The sequence below is a fragment of the Pseudomonas sp. UC 17F4 genome (genome assembly GCF_900101695.1).
Lineage (GTDB): Bacteria > Pseudomonadota > Gammaproteobacteria > Pseudomonadales > Pseudomonadaceae > Aquipseudomonas.
Genome location: NZ_FNKV01000001.1, coordinates 617,837 through 633,568 on the forward strand (window position 1 = coordinate 617,837; position 15,732 = coordinate 633,568).

The following is a 15,732-nucleotide window of genomic DNA, read 5'->3' on the forward strand; positions in this document are numbered from 1 at the left end:
CCCTATGTCCGCATCTGCGAAAAAACCGGCCTTCCCCCTCAACTGCGCCAATGGCGAGTGTGGCAAGGCCCTGTGTGGCCCGGTGCTGTTCTGTCCATATTGCGGTGCCAGCAGCCAGGTGGTGACCAGCGCACCGGTTGCCGCTCCGGCAGCCGTGGCAGCGGCCGTTGTCGCGAGCGAAACGCCGACAGCCCCAGCACCGGTGGCCAAAGCGCCCGAGCCGCCACGGCAAGTGACCATCTCCAGCGCCGAGATCGAGCGCGCCGTGGCAGCCACCGCGCCGCCGCAAGCGCCGGTCGTGGCCCAGGTGAGCAAACCACGCAATGTCGCGCGCCAGGCCGCCCTGGCCATCGCCGTACTGGTTGCGGTGGGTGGTTATGCGGCCTATCAGATGAACGCTCGCAAGGCCTTGCAGCAGTTCGAGGCAGAACTGGCCGCAGGGCAGGGCTGCCTGCGCCTGAACCAGTACAACTGCGCACTGGAAAAGGCCGAAAGCGCCCTGCGCATCGAAAGCAAGGACCCGCGCGCCATCAGCTTGCTGCAACGCGCACAGGCCGGGCTAGAGGGTCAGCAACGCGATCAGCAGGCCCAAGCCCAGGCCGCCGCCGCTGCCGCAAGCGCTGCAGCAACGCGCAAGGCAGCAGCCGAACAGGCGCAGCGCGAGCAGCAAGCCCGTGAGCTGGCGGCCAAGGAGCAACAGCTTCATGACGAACAGACCCAGCTTGCCAAACGCCAGCAACAACTGGAGCAGCAGGCGCGCTCGGCACCGCCAGTACAGCCGCGGGTGGCACCTGTTGCCCGGCCGGTGCAACGACCGGTGGCGCCGGCAGCCAACGCCGGGTTGGTGGGCCAGCAGCTGAGCCAGGCGCGTAGTGCCCTGGCCCGCCGCGACGGCGCCACCGCGCGCTCACTGGCCAACCGGGTGCTCAGCCAGGATCCGGGCAACCGTCAGGCGCAGATCATCCTGCGCCAGGCCGAACAGCTGCGCGGTCAGTCGTTCAACACTCCCAAGGGCCTGGGCGGGGTGATCATCGAGTAAGCCGCTGAAAGCCTAGAGCGTCTCCCCGGGCTCGCCGGGCAGATGCTCGTCCAGGTGCAACCAGGGTAGGCGGCTATCGATCCAGATATGTCGGTTCGGTGCCGCCAGCTGCGGCTGGTCGAGAGTGGTCACGGTAACATCGATGCTCTGCGGGCTCAGATCGGTGGTCAGCGCCACATGCGCCCCGCACCGGCTGCAGAAATAGCGCACGCAACTGGCAGACGAGTCGTAGCGCTGCGGCGTACCGCTCAACCATTGGAAATCCTCGCAACTCACCGTCAGCCAGGTGATCAGCAAACCACCACTGACCCGTCGGCACACCGAGCAATGGCAGTGGGCAACATCCGTCAACGGACCTTGAATCCGGTAGCGCAGGGCGCCGCAATGGCAGCCGCCTTCGTACGTATCACTCATCGCTCCCTCCTGTTGCCTACAGGCTGATAACCAACAATGCACCTCTCGTCGGCTTTGGGCCAGCGAAAGCTGGCTGAAAGCTTCCCACCTTAGGATTGCCACCACTACCGGCACAAGACCGGTCAGCCAGGGCCCCGTTCGTTGCATGCGGCGCCCGGCCCAATTAACAACAACAATGGTGATACTGATGCTTTCCTACGCCCGCCTCCCTGCAGCACTCCCTCCGTTATTCCACGCGCTGCGCCCTGTGCGCTGATCCGCCCGAATCGTTCTTCCTTCGCCGCGCTACGCCTGGAGTACTCCCATGCTGACCTTCCTCGGCTTTGCCATGGTCATCACCTTCATGTACCTGATCATGACCAAGCGCCTGTCGGCCTTGATCGCGCTGATCCTGGTACCGATCCTGTTCGCCCTGTTCGGTGGTTTTTCCGCCAAGATCGGCCCGATGATGCTCGAAGGCATCAGCAAACTGGCGCCGACCGGGGTCATGCTGATGTTCGCGATCCTGTATTTCGCCCTGATGATCGACTCCGGCCTGTTTGACCCGGCCGTGCGCAAGATCCTCAAGCTGGTCAAGGGCGACCCGCTGAAAGTCTCGGTCGGCACTGCCGTGCTGGCCCTGGTGGTGTCGCTGGATGGCGACGGCGCCACCACTTACATGATCTGCGTGGCCGCCATGCTGCCGCTGTACAGCCGCCTGGGCATGAGCCCACGGATCATGGCCGGCCTGATCATCCTTGCCGGCGGCATCATGAACATGACCCCCTGGGGTGGCCCGACCGCGCGCGCCGCCAGCGCCCTGCATGTCGACCCCTCGGACATCTTCGTACCGATGATTCCGGCGATGCTCGCTGGTGTCGTCGCCCTGTTGGCGATTGCCTACGCCTACGGCAAGCGGGAACGCGCGCGCCTGGGTGAACTGCACCTGCCCGGTGATGAGATAGATCACAGCGAAATCAGCGTTTCGCAGTTCCCCGACGCCCGTCGCCCGAAACTGTTGTGGTTCAACAGCGCGCTGACCGCCGTGCTGATGGTCTCGCTGATCATGGGTCTGCTGCCGCTGCCGGTGCTGTTCATGATCGCCTTCAGTATCGCCATGATCGTCAACTATCCGTGCCTGCAGCAGCAGAAAGACCGTATCGCCGCCCATTCGGGCAGCGTGCTGGCGGTGACCGGGCTGATTTTTGCCGCCGGTATCTTCACCGGCATCCTCTCCGGCACCGGCATGGTCGACGCCATGTCCAAGAGCCTGCTGGCGGTCATTCCGGATGCGCTGGGGCCTTACCTGGCGGTGATTACCGCAGTCGTAAGCATGCCGTTCACCTTCTTCATGTCCAACGACGCCTTCTACTACGGGGTGTTGCCGGTATTGTCGGAAGCGGCCAGCCACTATGGCATCTCGCCGGTGGAAATGGCCCGCGCGTCGATCGTCGGCCAACCCGTGCATCTGCTCAGCCCGCTGGTACCCTCTACCTACCTGTTGGTGGCCCTGGCCGGCATCGAGTTCGGCGATCATCAGCGCTTCACCCTGAAGTGGGCAGTGCTGATCTGCCTGTGCATAATGCTCGCCGCGCTGCTCATGGGAATTTTCCCCCTGTTCAGTAGCCTATAAGACAACAGAATCACCTAACCGCTGCCGCGCCCCATCGCCTGGGGCGTTGTGCTTACATCGTTCGAAGGAATACACATGGAATGGCTGACCAGCCCAGAGATCTGGGTTGCCTTTTTTACTCTGACGGCGCTTGAGATCGTTCTCGGTATCGACAACATCATCATGATCTCGATCCTGGTCAGCCGCATGCCCAAGCACATGCAGCAGCGCACCCGGATCTTCGGCCTGGCGCTGGCCATGGTCACCCGCATCCTCCTGCTGCTGTCGATCACCTGGGTCATGCGCCTGACCGCCGACCTGTTCGTGGTGTTCGGCCAGGGTATTTCCGGGCGCGACCTGATCCTGTTCTTCGGCGGCCTGTTCCTGTTGTGGAAAAGCTCCCAGGAGATCTACCACGGCCTGGAAGGTGAAGACGAAACCAGCGACGAGCCAAGCGGCGCCGGCGGCAAGTTCTTCTACACCATCATCCAGATCGCCATCATCGACATCGTCTTCTCCCTGGACTCGGTGATTACCGCGGTGGGCATGGTTTCCCACGTACCGGTGATGATCGCCGCGATCGTCGTCGCCGTGCTGGTGATGATGCTCTGCGCCGGCGCCATCAGTAACTTCATCGACAAGCACCCGTCACTGAAGATGCTCGCCCTGTCGTTCCTGATCGTGGTCGGGACCGTGCTGATTGCCGAATCCTTCGACGTTCACGTACCCAAAGGCTACGTCTACTTCGCCATGGCGTTCTCGCTGGCGGTCGAGGCGATCAACATCAAGATGCGCACGGCCATGGCCAAGAAGAAGCAACAGAGCGATCCGGTGAAACTTCGCAAGGACATCCCGGGTCAGTAATCCCGGTGCTGGTGAAAAGGGCCCTGCGCAGGGCCCTTTTTTCATCTTGCGTCATGACAGTTTTGTTTCAAAGGCTGGCGTGGCTATGCGATGCTGGCGCCACGGCCATTGGCCGACTACAGCTTAAGTGAGCACTGGGAAAAACCGCCTGGCAGCAGGACAGGCTCACGGCATCATCCATTTGCCCCGCTGGGGCGCACAACAGGGGGCCTTTTCAATGCTGACCCTGCTCAATCTGCTTTCCGCCGTGGCGTTGCTGATCTGGGGCACGCACATCGTGCGTACCGGTATCCTGCGGGTGTACGGCTCGAACCTGCGCCGGGTACTGAGCCAGAACATGTCCAAGCGCCCGCTTGCGTTTATCGCCGGCATCCTGGTGACGGCGATGGTGCAAAGCAGCAACGCCACGGCGATGCTGGTGACCTCGTTCGTCGGCCAGAGCCTGATGGGCCTGACCCCGGCGCTGGCGATCATGCTCGGCGCCGATGTCGGTACCGCGCTGATGGCGCGGGTGCTGACCTTTGACCTGTCATGGCTGTCGCCGCTGCTGATCTTTCTCGGGGTAATCTTCTTTCTTTCCCGCAAGCAAACCCGCGCCGGGCAACTGGGCCGCGTCGGTATCGGCCTGGGCCTGATCATCCTCGCCCTGCAGCTGATCGTCGAAGCGGCGGCGCCGATCACCCATGCCCAGGGGGTGAAGGTACTGTTCGCCTCGCTGACCGGCGATATCCTCCTCGATGCCCTGGTCGGCGCCCTGTTCGCATTGATTTCCTACTCCAGCCTTGCCGCCGTGCTGCTCACCGCCACCCTGGCCGGCGCCGAGCTGATCAGCCTGCCGGTGGCCATCGGCCTGGTCATTGGCGCCAACATCGGCAGCGGCCTGCTGGCCTTTCTCAGCACCAGCATGCAAAACGCCGCCGGGCGCCAGGTGGCACTGGGCAGCTTGCTGTACAAGCTGATCGGCCTGGTGCTGATCATTCCCGTGCTGCATCCGCTGGTGGCGTGGATGGACAGCCTGAGTTTCAGCCCCCAGGAGCTGGTGATCGGCTTTCACCTGCTCTACAACACCCTGCGCTGCCTGATCCTGTTGCCGACGGTGACGCCCATGGGCCGCCTGTGCAGATGGTTGCTGCCCGAGCGCGAAGAAGCCAACGGCCGCGCCCGTCCGCGTCACCTCGACGCGACCGCACTGACCACGCCAAGCCTGGCCCTGGCCAACGCGGTGCGCGAAACCCTGCGCATGGGCGACCTGGTCGACAGCATGCTCGATGCCATGCTCAACGTGCTGCGCGGTACCCAGACCGCCATGACCCAGCAGATGCGCGGCCTGGGCGAGGACGTCGAGGCGCTGTACAACGCCATCAAGCTGTATCTGGCGCAAATGCCCCGCGAAGACCTCAGCGAGCAGGACAGCCGGCGCTGGGCCGAGATCATTGAGCTGGCGATCAACCTCAAGCTGGCTGCCGACCTCATCGAGCGCATGCTGCGCAAGGTCCAGCAGCAGAAGACTTCGCAGCGCCGCGAGTTTTCCGAGGTGGGCCTGGAAGAACTGACCGGCCTGCACAGCCAGTTGCTGGCCAATCTGCGCCTGGGCCTGTCGGTGTTTCTCAGCGCCGACCCGGAAAGCGCCCGCCAGCTGCTGCGGGAAAAACGCCGCTTCCGCGCCCAGGAGCGGCGCCTGGCCCATGCCCATGTCAGCCGGTTGCAACGTAAAGTGGTGCAAAGTATCGAGACCAGTTCGTTGCACCTGGAGCTGATCGCCGACATGAAACGATTGAACTCCTTGTTCTGCAGCAGTGCCTATGTGGTATTGGGCGGCGCCGATACTGGCGGCCTGCTGCTCGACAGCGTGCCGGACGACGCTCATTCACCGTGATCGCGACACCCCAAGAACTCCCGCAAGGAAGCTCGCCATGCGTTGCCTGATGTTCATTTGCCTGCTGCTGGGCTGCGCGCCCGGCTTTGCCCTCGACCGCTCCCAGGTCGAGGGCTACCTGCTGCCCAACGGTCTGCAGGTGGTGCTCAAGTCAGGTTACGAACGCAACCATGTGTCGATTCGCCTGGTGGTCGGCGTTGGCTTCGATGATTTTCCCTGCGAGCGCCAGGAGCTGCCACACCTGCTCGAACACCTGTTGTTCAGCGGTATCGACGAGGGCGGTGAGGGCGGCCTGGAAGAGCGCATGCAAGCCCTGGGCGGGGAGTGGAACGCCTATACCAGCAGCGCCGATACCACCTTCGTCATCGAGGCGCCGGCACGCAACCAGCGCAAAGTGCTCGACCTGCTGCTGGCGGTGATCAACGACACCCAGATCGATGAAAAAGCCCTGCAGCTGTCCAAGCGCATCGTCGAGCGCGAAGACGGCGGCCATTACTCGCACCTGCAGCGCTGGCTCGATCGCCAGGACCTCGGCCATCGCGCCAGCGACCAGCTGGCCGTGGAGTTGGGGCTCAAATGCGCCGAACGTTCGTCGATCGAGGACATGACCCTGGAGCAGGTCAACGACCTGCGCCAGCACTGGTACGCGGCCAACAACATGACCCTGATCGTGGTTGGCGGCCTCGACCGCCTGCTGCCGGCTTATCTGGAACGCACCTATGGCGAGCTGCCAGCGGTCGAACCAGGCGAGCGCCGGGTACTGGACGGCGTCACCCACAAAGCCGAGGCACGCCGGGAGTTGATTCGCGGCTGGCTGGGCGACAGCGCCCGCCTGCACTGGCTGTTTCTCGAACCGGTGCTGAACAACGACCACAGCCAGACCTGGGACCTGCTGCAGCGCTACCTGGATTGGGCGCTGTACGACGAATTGCGGCTCAAGCACGGGTTTTCCTACGGCCCGTTCAGCCAACGCGAGAGCTTCGGCGATACCGGGCTGATGGTACTCAACGCCGACCTCGACCGCGCCGATGTCGATGCTGCCGAGCAAGCCCTGGCGGCCATGCTCGAGCGCCTGCGCAAAAACGGCCTGGACCCGGCGACCTTCCAGCGCATCAAGCAGGCTGCCATCGACCGCGAAGCCTGGTCGACCCAGGGCAACAGCGCCCTGGCCGATTACTACTGGGGCGCCTTGAACGACTTTGACGAAGGGCGCTTTGCCGATCCGGCGCGGGCCTTGCGCCGGATCAGCCTGGAGGATGCCAACCGGGCCTTGCAGCAACTGCTGGCCGAGCCCGGCTATGTGCGGATCGAGAAGCCACTGCTCAGTTACGACGAGTTGTATGGCTGGGTGGCGCTGGCAGTGGGGGTATTGCTGGCCGGGGTGCTTATCTGGGGGCGGCGACGTTCGCGCTGAAATCATCGCGGGGCAAGCCCGCTCCTACAGAGTATCCTGTGCAGGTTTTTACCTGACCTTGCGAACACCTTCATGCCTCTTTACCTCCAGCGCTTGATCGAGCTGATCAAGCGCTACCCCGGGGTCATCGCCCTCGGCGGTTTCATCTCCGGTGTCGGCAGCTTCATCCTGGTCGATCGCCAGGAAAGCCTGGCCAGCTGGATTGCCATCGTCATGCTCATCAGCTGGATCTGGCTGATGCTCGAGAACACCTTCACCAAGGTTTTCGCCAAGGTCTTCAAACGCGAAATCCCCCAGCCACTGCTGCGCTACGCGACGCAGATGATTCACCAGGAAAGCCTGTTCTTCGTCCTGCCGTTTTTCTTCGTCACCACCACCTGGAACAGCGGCCAACTGGTGTTCACCGGCATTCTCGCCGCCGCCGGGCTGATCTCGATCATCGACCCGCTGTACTACAAGTGGCTGGCGCCGCGGCGCTGGCTGTACCTGGCGCTGCATACCCTGACGCTGTTTGCCGCGTTGCTCACCGCGCTGCCGATCATCCTCCACCTGACCACCTCGCAGAGCTTCAAGCTGGCCCTGGGCATCGCCATGCTGCTGTCGTTCCCAAGCCTTGCCAGCAGCTTCCCGATCAGCCACTGGCGCCGGGGGATCATGCTGGTGGTGATGACCCTGGCCGTCGGCGCCGGCGGCTGGATGCTGCGTTCCTGGGTGCCGCCGGCAACCCTGTGGATGACCGAAGTGGCAGTCAGCACCCAGGTCGAGAACCGCACCCCGGGCAAGAGCCTGGAGCAGATCAAAGCCAGTGAAATACGCGCAGGCCTCTATGCCTTCACCGCGATCAACGCCCCACGCGGGCTGAACGAGCGGATTTACCACGTCTGGCAATTCGAGGGCAAAGAGGTTGACCGCATTGCCCTGGACATCCATGGCGGGCGCAAGGAAGGCTACCGCGCCTGGACCCACAAGCAGAACTTCCCCGGCAACCCGGTGGGGCGCTGGCAGGTGCGGGTGCTCACCGAAGACGGCCAGGTCATCGGTGTACTGCGCTTCAAGGTGGTTGACGATGGTCAAGCACCCGCGGCCGAGTAACGCTATGCTCTGAGGCTGCGAACCGTTGGTCGGACTGCATGGAGCCTATGACTACACACGCCAGCGCCACCCTGGACACTGCAAGCAGCCCGCCACGGCTGCGGATCGTCGGTGACTGGACCCTGGCCAACTACACCAGCCTCAAGCGCAGCAGCGACAGCCTGGCCGGTCAGTACGACGCCTCTACCGAGGTCGACCTCGACCAGCTCGGCAAGCTCGACACCGCCGGTGCGGCGTTGCTGGTCGAGCTGCTGGGCGCCGAACGCCTGGCGCGGCTGACCGAAACCGCCACGCACTTGCCCGCCGCCAGCCAGGCGCTGCTCAAGACCGTGTATTGCTCGGTGCAAGACTTCTGCATCCCGGAAAAACAACCCGAGCGCTCGGTACTGATCCAGCTGCTCACCCGCATCGGCCGCGCAGTTGACACCCTGTGGCAAGACACCCTGCAGATCCTCGGCTTCGTCGGCCTGATCCTGCAAACCCTGTTCCTGCGCCTGTTCCAGCCCAAGCGCTGGCGGGTCACCTCGGTGGTTGCGCATATCGAGCAGACTGGCCTGGACGCCGCGCCCATTGTTGCCTTGCTGACCTTTCTGGTGGGGGCGGTGGTGGCCTTTCTTGGCGCCACGGTGCTGGCCAGCTTTGGCGCGAGCATCTTTACCGTCGATCTGGTGGCATTCTCGTTCCTGCGGGAATTCGGCGTGCTGCTGACCGCCATCCTGATGGCCGGGCGCACCGCCAGTGCCTTCACCGCGCAAATTGGCTCGATGAAGGCCAACGAAGAGATCGACGCCATCCGCACCCTGGGCCTCGACCCGGTTGAATTGCTGGTGGTGCCGCGGGTGCTTGCACTGCTGATCGCACTGCCGTTGCTGACCTTTGTCGCCATGCTCTGCGGCATTATCGGCGGCGCGGTGGTCTGCGCGCTGTCACTGGGTATCTCGCCGGCGATGTTCCTGTCGCTGCTGCAAAGCGATATCGGCGTGCAGCACTTTCTGGTCGGCCTGGTCAAAGCCCCGTTCTTCGCCTTCCTGATCGCCGCCATCGGCTGCCTTGAGGGCTTCAAGGTCAGTGGCAGCGCCGAATCGGTCGGCGCCCACACCACCTCCAGCGTGGTCCAGTCGATCTTCGTGGTCATAGTCCTGGATGCCGTGGCGGCGCTGTTCTTCATGGAGATGGGCTGGTGAGCGAGATCCACACAAAGCCACGTGAAGCGGTGATCGAGGCCCGCGGCATCTGCAACCGCTTCGGTACCCAGAGCGTGCACGAGCAGCTCGACCTGGACCTTTACCGCGGCGAGATCCTCGCCGTGGTCGGTGGCTCGGGCAGCGGCAAGTCGGTGTTGCTGCGCAGCATCGTCGGCCTGCGCCGACCCAACGAAGGCCAGGTGCGAGTGTTCGGCCAGGACTTGAGCAGCGCCAGCGACGAGCAACGCTCGCTGGTCGAGCGGCGTTTCGGCGTGCTGTTCCAGAAGGGCGCGTTGTTCTCGTCGCTGACTGTCACCGAGAACGTCGCCTTGCCGCTGATCGAACACGCAGGCCTGAGCCGCGCCGATGCCGAGCACCTGGCCGGGGTCAAGCTGGCGCTGGCCGGCTTGCCGATTTCGGCGGCAGACAAATACCCCTCGTCGCTGTCCGGCGGCATGATCAAGCGCGCGGCCCTGGCCCGGGCGCTGGCGCTGGATCCGGACATCCTGTTCCTCGACGAACCCACCGCCGGCCTCGACCCGATTGGCGCAGCGGCCTTCGACCAGTTGATCCTGACCCTGCGCGACGCCCTGGGCTTGAGCGTGTTCCTGATCACCCACGACCTGGACACCCTTTACACCATCACCGACCGCGTCGCCGTGCTGTCGCAGAAGAAGGTGCTGGTGGCCGGGCCTATCGCCGAGGTCGAAGACACCGACGACGCCTGGATTCACGATTATTTTCATGGCCCGCGTGGCCGCGCGGCGTATCAGGCCGCTACAGCGCCCAAGGAGCTCTGAGATGGAAACCCGTGCACATCATGTCCTGATCGGCCTGGTCACCGTGCTGGTGGTGGCCGGCGCCATGCTGTTCGGCCTGTGGCTGACCAAGTCGAGTGTCGACAGCACCTTCAAGGACTACCAAGTAGTGTTCAACGAGGCCGTGTCCGGTTTGTCCCGGGGCAGCTCGGTGCAGTACAGCGGTATCAAGGTTGGCGACGTCACCAGCCTGCGCCTGGACCCCAACGACCCGCGCCGGGTCCTGGCCCAGGTGCGCCTGAGCGCCGATACGCCGGTCAAGGAAGACACCCTGGCCAAGCTGACCCTGACCGGCATCACCGGCACCTCGTTCATCCAGCTCAGTGGCGGCACGCCGCAAAGCCCGGAGCTCAAGGGCAAGGACGGCAAGTTGCCAGTGATCGTCGCCTCACCGTCGCCGATTGCCCGCCTGCTGGACGACAGCAGCGACCTGATGACCAACATCAACGCCCTGGTGCACAACGCCAACCAGCTGTTCTCCGAAGACAACGTCACCCGCCTGAGCAACACCCTGAGCAACCTTGAACAGACCACCGGCGCCTTCAACGACCAGCGTGGTGACATCCGCGAGGGTATCCAGCAACTGGCCCAGGTCGGCAAGCAGGCTGGCGCCATGCTCGAACAGACCAGCGAACTGATGCGCAACGCCAATGGCCTGCTCAGCAGCCAGGGCAAGCAGATGTTCGGCAGTGCCGAACAAGCCATGCAGTCGCTGGCGCAAAGCACCGAAACCATCAACAAGCTGCTCAATGACAACCGCGAAGCCATCGATGGCGGCGCCCAGGGCTTCAACCAGCTGGCGCCGGCCATCCGCGAGCTGCGCGACACTCTGACCTCGCTCAAGGGCATTTCCCAGCGCCTGGAAGCCAACCCCAGCGGCTACCTGCTGGGCCGTGACAAAAACAAGGAGTTCGAGCCATGAGCCGTACCTGTCGCTACCTGGCCCTGGCCACTGCACTGAGCCTGGGCAGCGCCTGCTCGATCCTGCCGCAGGCCGAGCCTGCCGATGTTTATCGCCTGCCTTCGGCGCAAAGCACCCGCTCGCTGACACAGAGCGCGCCGTGGTCGCTGCGGATCAATAAGCCAATCGCCAGTGATGCCTTGAACAGCCCGCGCATCGCCGTGGTGCCGCAGGGCAACCTGATCAGCAGCTACAAGGGCGCGCGCTGGAGCGACCCGGCACCGACCCTGCTGCGCAACCGCATGCTCGATGCCTTCCAGCGTGACGGCCGCGTGCAGCGCCTGAGCGCCGACGACAGCAACCTGCAAAGCGATTATGAAATTGCCGGCGAACTGCAGGCCTTCCAGAGCGAGTACAGCGCCGACGGCCTGGCTGTGGTGATCCGCTACGACGCCCGCCTGGTGCAGGGCCGTAGCCAGCGCATCCTTGCCAGCCAGCGCTTCGAAGTACGCCAGCCGTTGAGCGACAAGCAGGTAGCCGCGGTAGTCAGCGGCTTCGGCTCAGCCAGCGACCAGTTGATGAAGCAACTGGTCGACTGGACGGTAAACCAGGCCGATCAGCTTCAGGCGAAGAACCAGTAGCAGACGAAGATCGCCGCGATCACCCCGGACAGCTCGGCCAGCAGCGCACAACCCACCGCATGGCGGGCGCGCTGGATGCCGACGGCGCCGAAATACACCGCCAGCACATAGAAAGTGGTTTCGGTGCTGCCCTGGATGGTCGCTGCCACCAGGGCCGCGAAGCTGTCGACGCCGTGGGTCTGCATGGTTTCGATCAGCATTGCTCGCGCCGCACTGCCGGAGAACGGCTTGACCAGCGCGGTGGGCAGGCCCTCGACAAAGCGCGTGTCCCAGCCCAGCCACGCGACTGCATGACGGATACCATCCAGAGCCAGCTCCAGCGCCCCTGAGGCGCGCAGCACGCCGACGGCGCAGAGCATGGCAACCAGGTAGGGCAACAGGCTTTTGGCGACGTCAAAGCCCTCCTTGGCGCCTTCCACGAAGGTTTCATAGACCTTCACCCGCTTCAGCGCGCCGACCACCAAAAACAGGATGATCAGGCCGAACAGGGTCAGGTTGCCGAGAATCGACGACAGCCCCGCCAGCGCGGTAGCCGACAGGGTGCCGAGAAACGCCATGAAACCGCCCAGCAGCAACGCACCGGGAATCAGGTACGCCAGCACCACCGGGTCCCACAGGCGCAGGCGCTGCATTACCGCCACCGACAGCAGGCCGACCAGGGTCGAGGCGCTGGTGGCGAGCAGGATCGGCAGGAACACCAGGGTCGGGTCCATCGCCCCCTGCTGGGCGCGGTACATGAAGATGGTCACCGGCAGCAGGGTCAGCGACGAGGCGTTGAGCACCAGAAAGAGGATCTGCGCGTTGCTGGCCGTGGTCGAGCTGGGGTTGAGCTCCTGCAGCGCACGCATGGCCTTGAGGCCGATGGGCGTGGCGGCATTGTCCAGGCCCAGGCCGTTGGCGGCGAAGTTGAGGGTGATCAGGCCCAGGGCCGGGTGGCCGGGCGGGACTTCCGGCATCAACCGGGCAAACAGTGGGCCGAGGACCTTGGCCAGCCATTCGACGATGCCGGCCTTTTCGGCAATCTTCAAAAAGCCCAGCCACAGGGTCAGGGTGCCGAACAGCAGGACCATGACCTCGACCGAAAGCTTGGCCATGGCAAAGATGCTTTCGACCATTGCCGCAAAGATCCCGGCGTTACCGCCCACCAGCCATTGGGCCATGGCCGAAATGGCCGCGACAATGAAAAAACCAAGCCAAAGGCCGTTGAGCATCCGTTGTTCCCCCCAAAGATGGCGCAAATGATAGCGGGCCGGGTTGGCTTCGCGCCATAAACGTCGACTTACCCACGACAGCCCCACAAAAAAGCCCCGACCAGGTCGGGGCTTTTCGTACAGCCAGGTTAGCGCTTACTTGCTGGCAGCTTTGCCAGCCGGTACGGCTTCCTTGCTGCGCCAGTGCGGCAGCGAGTTCCAGTAGCGCTGGCCCTTGGCATCGTCGTACATGCCTTCCCAACGAGCGATAACCAGAACCGCCAGGGCGTTGCCGATTACGTTCAGGGCAGTACGGGCCATGTCCATGATGCGGTCGACACCGGCGATGAAGGCCAGGCCTTCCAGCGGGATACCGACGCTGCCCAGGGTGGCCAGCAGGACCACGAAGGACACGCCCGGTACACCGGCGATGCCTTTGGAGGTGACCATCAGGGTCAGCACCAGCAGCAACTGCTGGCTCAGCGACAGGTCGATGCCGTACAGCTGGGCGATGAAGATCGCCGCGATGCTCTGGTACAGGGTCGAACCGTCAAGGTTGAACGAGTAGCCGGTCGGTACCACGAAGCTGCAGATGGCTTTCGGCGCACCGTAGGCTTCCATCTTCTCGATCACGCGCGGCAGGACGGTCTCGGAGCTGGCGGTGGAGTAGGCCAGGACCAGTTCGTCCTTGAAGATGCGCATCAGCTTGATCACCGAGAAGCCGAACAGGCGGGCGATCAGGCCAAGGACCATGAAGGCGAAGAAGGCGATGGCGAAGTACACCAGCAGCACCAGCTTGGCCAGCGGCAGCAGCGAGGCGAAGCCGAAGTTGGCGACGGTCACCGCGATCAGCGCGAACACACCGATTGGCGCGTAGTTCATGATCATGTGAGTGACCTTGAACATGGCTTCGGAGACGCCCTGGAAGGTTTTCACCAGCGGGTCGCGGATGTCTGCCTGCAGGCTCGACAGGCCCAGGCCGAACAGCACCGAGAAGAAGATGATCGGCAGCATCTCACCGCGCATCAGCGCTGCGAAGATGTTCGACGGGATCAGGTTGAGGATGGTTTCGATGAACGCATGCTCATGCTGAACCTCGGCCGCCGTAGCCTGGTACTTGGAGATATCGACGGTACCCAGGGTACTCATGTCGATGCCGGCGCCCGGGTGGAACAGGTTGGCCAGGACCAGGCCGACGACGATGGCGATGGTGGTAACCACCTCGAAGTAGATAATGGTCTTGAGGCCGATACTGCCGAGTTTTTTCGCATCGCCAACCCCGGCGATACCCACGATCAGCGACGAAATCACGATCGGGATGACGATCATCTTGATCAGGCGAATGAAGATGTCACCGGCAGGTTGCAGGACGTTACTGATCCACCATGCCTTTTCTGCACTGAAATGGTTCAGTAAAGCGCCGATTGCAATCCCCAGTACCAGACCGATGAGGATCTGCCAGGCGAGGCTTAGCTTTGCCTTCTTCATGTCGTTACCTTTTCTTCAAGTGGAAACGGCCACCAGGCTGATAACCGCGACCCAGAGCTGTTGCCAGCAATCCGTATCGTTTCTTGTTATCTACCGATGGCACCGTAAAAGGTCACCGCAAGCGAGCGTAGGAACGCTCAGGCCAGCGAAAAAAGGCGCAACTATTCCCACGTGGGGGGGCTCCGTCTAATGCCGTAAACGACTACCCCATGCCGAATCGGCATGAGGTTTATCGGCCAAAACGTACGTCACAATGGGTTATTCGCCTACCGTTCGGAAATCCGACGATGGCCAAAGCGCCATAATCCGGCCGATATAGAGGTATGCGCCCGAGTGACAAAGGGCTTTGTTCGACAATCCGAATGGGTGAAATCGCAGCGACTTTGCCAGGACGGCGGGGCGAAAAAATATCGATGTACGGTCGGGCAAAAATATGCGTCGACAGCTTCGGTAGGAAAAACGAATTTGTTGCGGGGGAAAAAGCGATCGCCGTAAAGAGCGCTACGGAAGTCCGGTCGGACACCTCTGCCTGAAGGCAGTTGTCCGACCCGCAACTTCCGCTACCGCTTCACCTGACCCGGCCCTCATCGGAGGTACTCCCTGTACCCCTAGGCCCCTCCGATCCTGAAACAATCAGAGCAGCCCGGCCCCCTGGTCATGCGCCTGCCTTCCTCGGGCGGCGCAGCATAGAAGCCTGAAATGAAAAAAGGTTCAGCTTCTATATATGTACAGAAGTGTGAGCAACACCTCAGTACCAGTTCGGATCACGCTTGAGCTGTTCCTTGAGCAGGGCCTGCATGCCTTCGTCCGGCTTGCCCAGCCAACGGTAGTCGGCGTGGCGTGTGGGCGACTTGTCGGACGGCAGGCCTTCGGGCACTTCTACCAGCATTCCGTAGGCTTCGTCCTTGTCCCAACTGAAGGCGACAATCAGACGCTTGTTCAGGCACTTCTGCTCGGATTCGCACAACGGTCCGACCAGATACTTGTCGCCATCTTCCTCAACCGCCGACATCTGTTGCTCGGAAGTACCACTCAGGTTGAGGACCCATTCGGGCAAGCGTTCTTCGTTTTTGACCACGTCCTGCCAGGTTTCCCGGTATTCGGGGTCCGAGCCAAGAATCTGGTTGGCCCGGACCTGGCCGTCATTGGCCGCCATTGCCGCTGCGCTGCCGCCCATGATCAGGGCGGCAACCAGGGCTCTGCCTAGCGTTGTGCTCATA

Annotated in this window: 14 protein-coding genes; 10 read left to right on the plus strand and 4 right to left on the minus strand. The window is 63.0% G+C overall.

Going from position 1 to position 15,732, the window contains the following annotated elements:
* Nucleotides 1–4 precede the first annotated feature (4 nt).
* The gene (locus BLR26_RS02695; RefSeq protein WP_045200615.1) at nt 5–1,039 is read left to right on the plus strand and encodes a hypothetical protein; all 1,035 of its coding nucleotides are present in this window, start codon (nt 5–7) and stop codon (nt 1,037–1,039) included.
* Between the two features lie 12 nt (nt 1,040–1,051).
* Here the strand turns inward: BLR26_RS02695 and BLR26_RS02700 are convergent, their stop codons facing one another.
* Nucleotides 1,052–1,453: a GFA family protein gene (locus BLR26_RS02700; protein ID WP_093377550.1), complete on the minus strand. Its 402-nt coding sequence runs from the start codon at nt 1,451–1,453 to the stop codon at nt 1,052–1,054.
* A gap of 304 nt (nt 1,454–1,757) precedes the next feature.
* On the opposite strand from BLR26_RS02700, the gene BLR26_RS02705 reads away from it, so the two are divergent.
* The 9 genes from BLR26_RS02705 to BLR26_RS02745 all read left to right on the plus strand — a co-directional run bounded on the left by BLR26_RS02705 (nt 1,758) and on the right by BLR26_RS02745 (nt 11,834).
* Nucleotides 1,758–3,065: a CitMHS family transporter gene (locus tag BLR26_RS02705; RefSeq protein ID WP_093377555.1), complete on the plus strand. Its 1,308-nt coding sequence runs from the start codon at nt 1,758–1,760 to the stop codon at nt 3,063–3,065.
* Between the two features lie 75 nt (nt 3,066–3,140).
* Nucleotides 3,141–3,908 carry a TerC family protein gene (locus BLR26_RS02710; protein WP_045200621.1) on the plus strand — a complete coding sequence of 256 codons (768 nt, stop codon included), beginning with the start codon at nt 3,141–3,143 and terminating at the stop codon, nt 3,906–3,908.
* 217 nt (nt 3,909–4,125) lie between these two features.
* Entirely contained in the window at nt 4,126–5,784 is a 1,659-nt protein-coding gene (locus BLR26_RS02715) for a Na/Pi cotransporter family protein (RefSeq protein WP_093377559.1), read from the plus strand.
* A gap of 37 nt (nt 5,785–5,821) precedes the next feature.
* A complete protein-coding gene (locus BLR26_RS02720) occupies nt 5,822–7,198 on the plus strand; it encodes a M16 family metallopeptidase (protein ID WP_093377564.1) in 1,377 nt (458 codons plus the stop codon).
* Between the two features lie 72 nt (nt 7,199–7,270).
* Nucleotides 7,271–8,290: a DUF5924 family protein gene (locus tag BLR26_RS02725; RefSeq protein ID WP_045200627.1), complete on the plus strand. Its 1,020-nt coding sequence runs from the start codon at nt 7,271–7,273 to the stop codon at nt 8,288–8,290.
* 38 nt (nt 8,291–8,328) lie between these two features.
* Complete coding sequence (locus tag BLR26_RS02730) at nt 8,329–9,474, plus strand: ABC transporter permease (RefSeq protein WP_045200628.1); 1,146 nt, start codon at nt 8,329–8,331, stop codon at nt 9,472–9,474.
* A 5-nt stretch (nt 9,475–9,479) separates the two neighbouring features.
* Nucleotides 9,480–10,274: an ABC transporter ATP-binding protein gene (locus tag BLR26_RS02735; RefSeq protein ID WP_176794308.1), complete on the plus strand. Its 795-nt coding sequence runs from the start codon at nt 9,480–9,482 to the stop codon at nt 10,272–10,274.
* Between the two features lies 1 nt (nt 10,275).
* Nucleotides 10,276–11,214: an MlaD family protein gene (locus BLR26_RS02740; RefSeq protein ID WP_045200632.1), complete on the plus strand. Its 939-nt coding sequence runs from the start codon at nt 10,276–10,278 to the stop codon at nt 11,212–11,214.
* Nucleotides 11,211–11,834 carry an ABC-type transport auxiliary lipoprotein family protein gene (locus BLR26_RS02745; RefSeq protein WP_093377568.1) on the plus strand — a complete coding sequence of 208 codons (624 nt, stop codon included), beginning with the start codon at nt 11,211–11,213 and terminating at the stop codon, nt 11,832–11,834. The genes BLR26_RS02740 and BLR26_RS02745 overlap by 4 nt, the downstream gene beginning before the upstream one ends.
* Here BLR26_RS02745 and BLR26_RS02750 read toward each other — a convergent pair.
* From BLR26_RS02750 to BLR26_RS02760, 3 genes are all read right to left on the minus strand, one after another.
* Nucleotides 11,816–13,045 carry a nucleoside recognition domain-containing protein gene (locus BLR26_RS02750; RefSeq protein WP_093377573.1) on the minus strand — a complete coding sequence of 410 codons (1,230 nt, stop codon included), beginning with the start codon at nt 13,043–13,045 and terminating at the stop codon, nt 11,816–11,818. The genes BLR26_RS02745 and BLR26_RS02750 overlap by 19 nt on opposite strands.
* A gap of 135 nt (nt 13,046–13,180) precedes the next feature.
* Complete coding sequence (gene gltP, locus BLR26_RS02755) at nt 13,181–14,512, minus strand: glutamate/aspartate:proton symporter GltP (protein ID WP_093377577.1); 1,332 nt, start codon at nt 14,510–14,512, stop codon at nt 13,181–13,183.
* Nucleotides 14,513–15,260: 748 nt separating this feature from the next.
* Complete coding sequence (locus BLR26_RS02760) at nt 15,261–15,731, minus strand: inhibitor of vertebrate lysozyme family protein (RefSeq protein WP_045200641.1); 471 nt, start codon at nt 15,729–15,731, stop codon at nt 15,261–15,263.
* Nucleotide 15,732: the final 1 nt, after the last annotated feature.

Coding starts and splice junctions, on each gene's coding strand:
- BLR26_RS02740 (WP_045200632.1), top strand. CDS start 10,276: ATGGAAACCCGTGCACATCATGTCCTGATCGGCCTGGTCACCGTGCTG.
- BLR26_RS02700 (WP_093377550.1), bottom strand. CDS start 1,453: ATGAGTGATACGTACGAAGGCGGCTGCCATTGCGGCGCCCTGCGCTAC.
- BLR26_RS02705 (WP_093377555.1), top strand. CDS start 1,758: ATGCTGACCTTCCTCGGCTTTGCCATGGTCATCACCTTCATGTACCTG.
- BLR26_RS02695 (WP_045200615.1), top strand. CDS start 5: ATGTCCGCATCTGCGAAAAAACCGGCCTTCCCCCTCAACTGCGCCAAT.
- BLR26_RS02725 (WP_045200627.1), top strand. CDS start 7,271: ATGCCTCTTTACCTCCAGCGCTTGATCGAGCTGATCAAGCGCTACCCC.
- BLR26_RS02750 (WP_093377573.1), bottom strand. CDS start 13,045: ATGCTCAACGGCCTTTGGCTTGGTTTTTTCATTGTCGCGGCCATTTCG.
- BLR26_RS02760 (WP_045200641.1), bottom strand. CDS start 15,731: ATGAGCACAACGCTAGGCAGAGCCCTGGTTGCCGCCCTGATCATGGGC.
- BLR26_RS02710 (WP_045200621.1), top strand. CDS start 3,141: ATGGAATGGCTGACCAGCCCAGAGATCTGGGTTGCCTTTTTTACTCTG.
- BLR26_RS02720 (WP_093377564.1), top strand. CDS start 5,822: ATGCGTTGCCTGATGTTCATTTGCCTGCTGCTGGGCTGCGCGCCCGGC.
- gltP (WP_093377577.1), bottom strand. CDS start 14,512: ATGAAGAAGGCAAAGCTAAGCCTCGCCTGGCAGATCCTCATCGGTCTG.
- BLR26_RS02715 (WP_093377559.1), top strand. CDS start 4,126: ATGCTGACCCTGCTCAATCTGCTTTCCGCCGTGGCGTTGCTGATCTGG.
- BLR26_RS02730 (WP_045200628.1), top strand. CDS start 8,329: ATGGAGCCTATGACTACACACGCCAGCGCCACCCTGGACACTGCAAGC.
- BLR26_RS02745 (WP_093377568.1), top strand. CDS start 11,211: ATGAGCCGTACCTGTCGCTACCTGGCCCTGGCCACTGCACTGAGCCTG.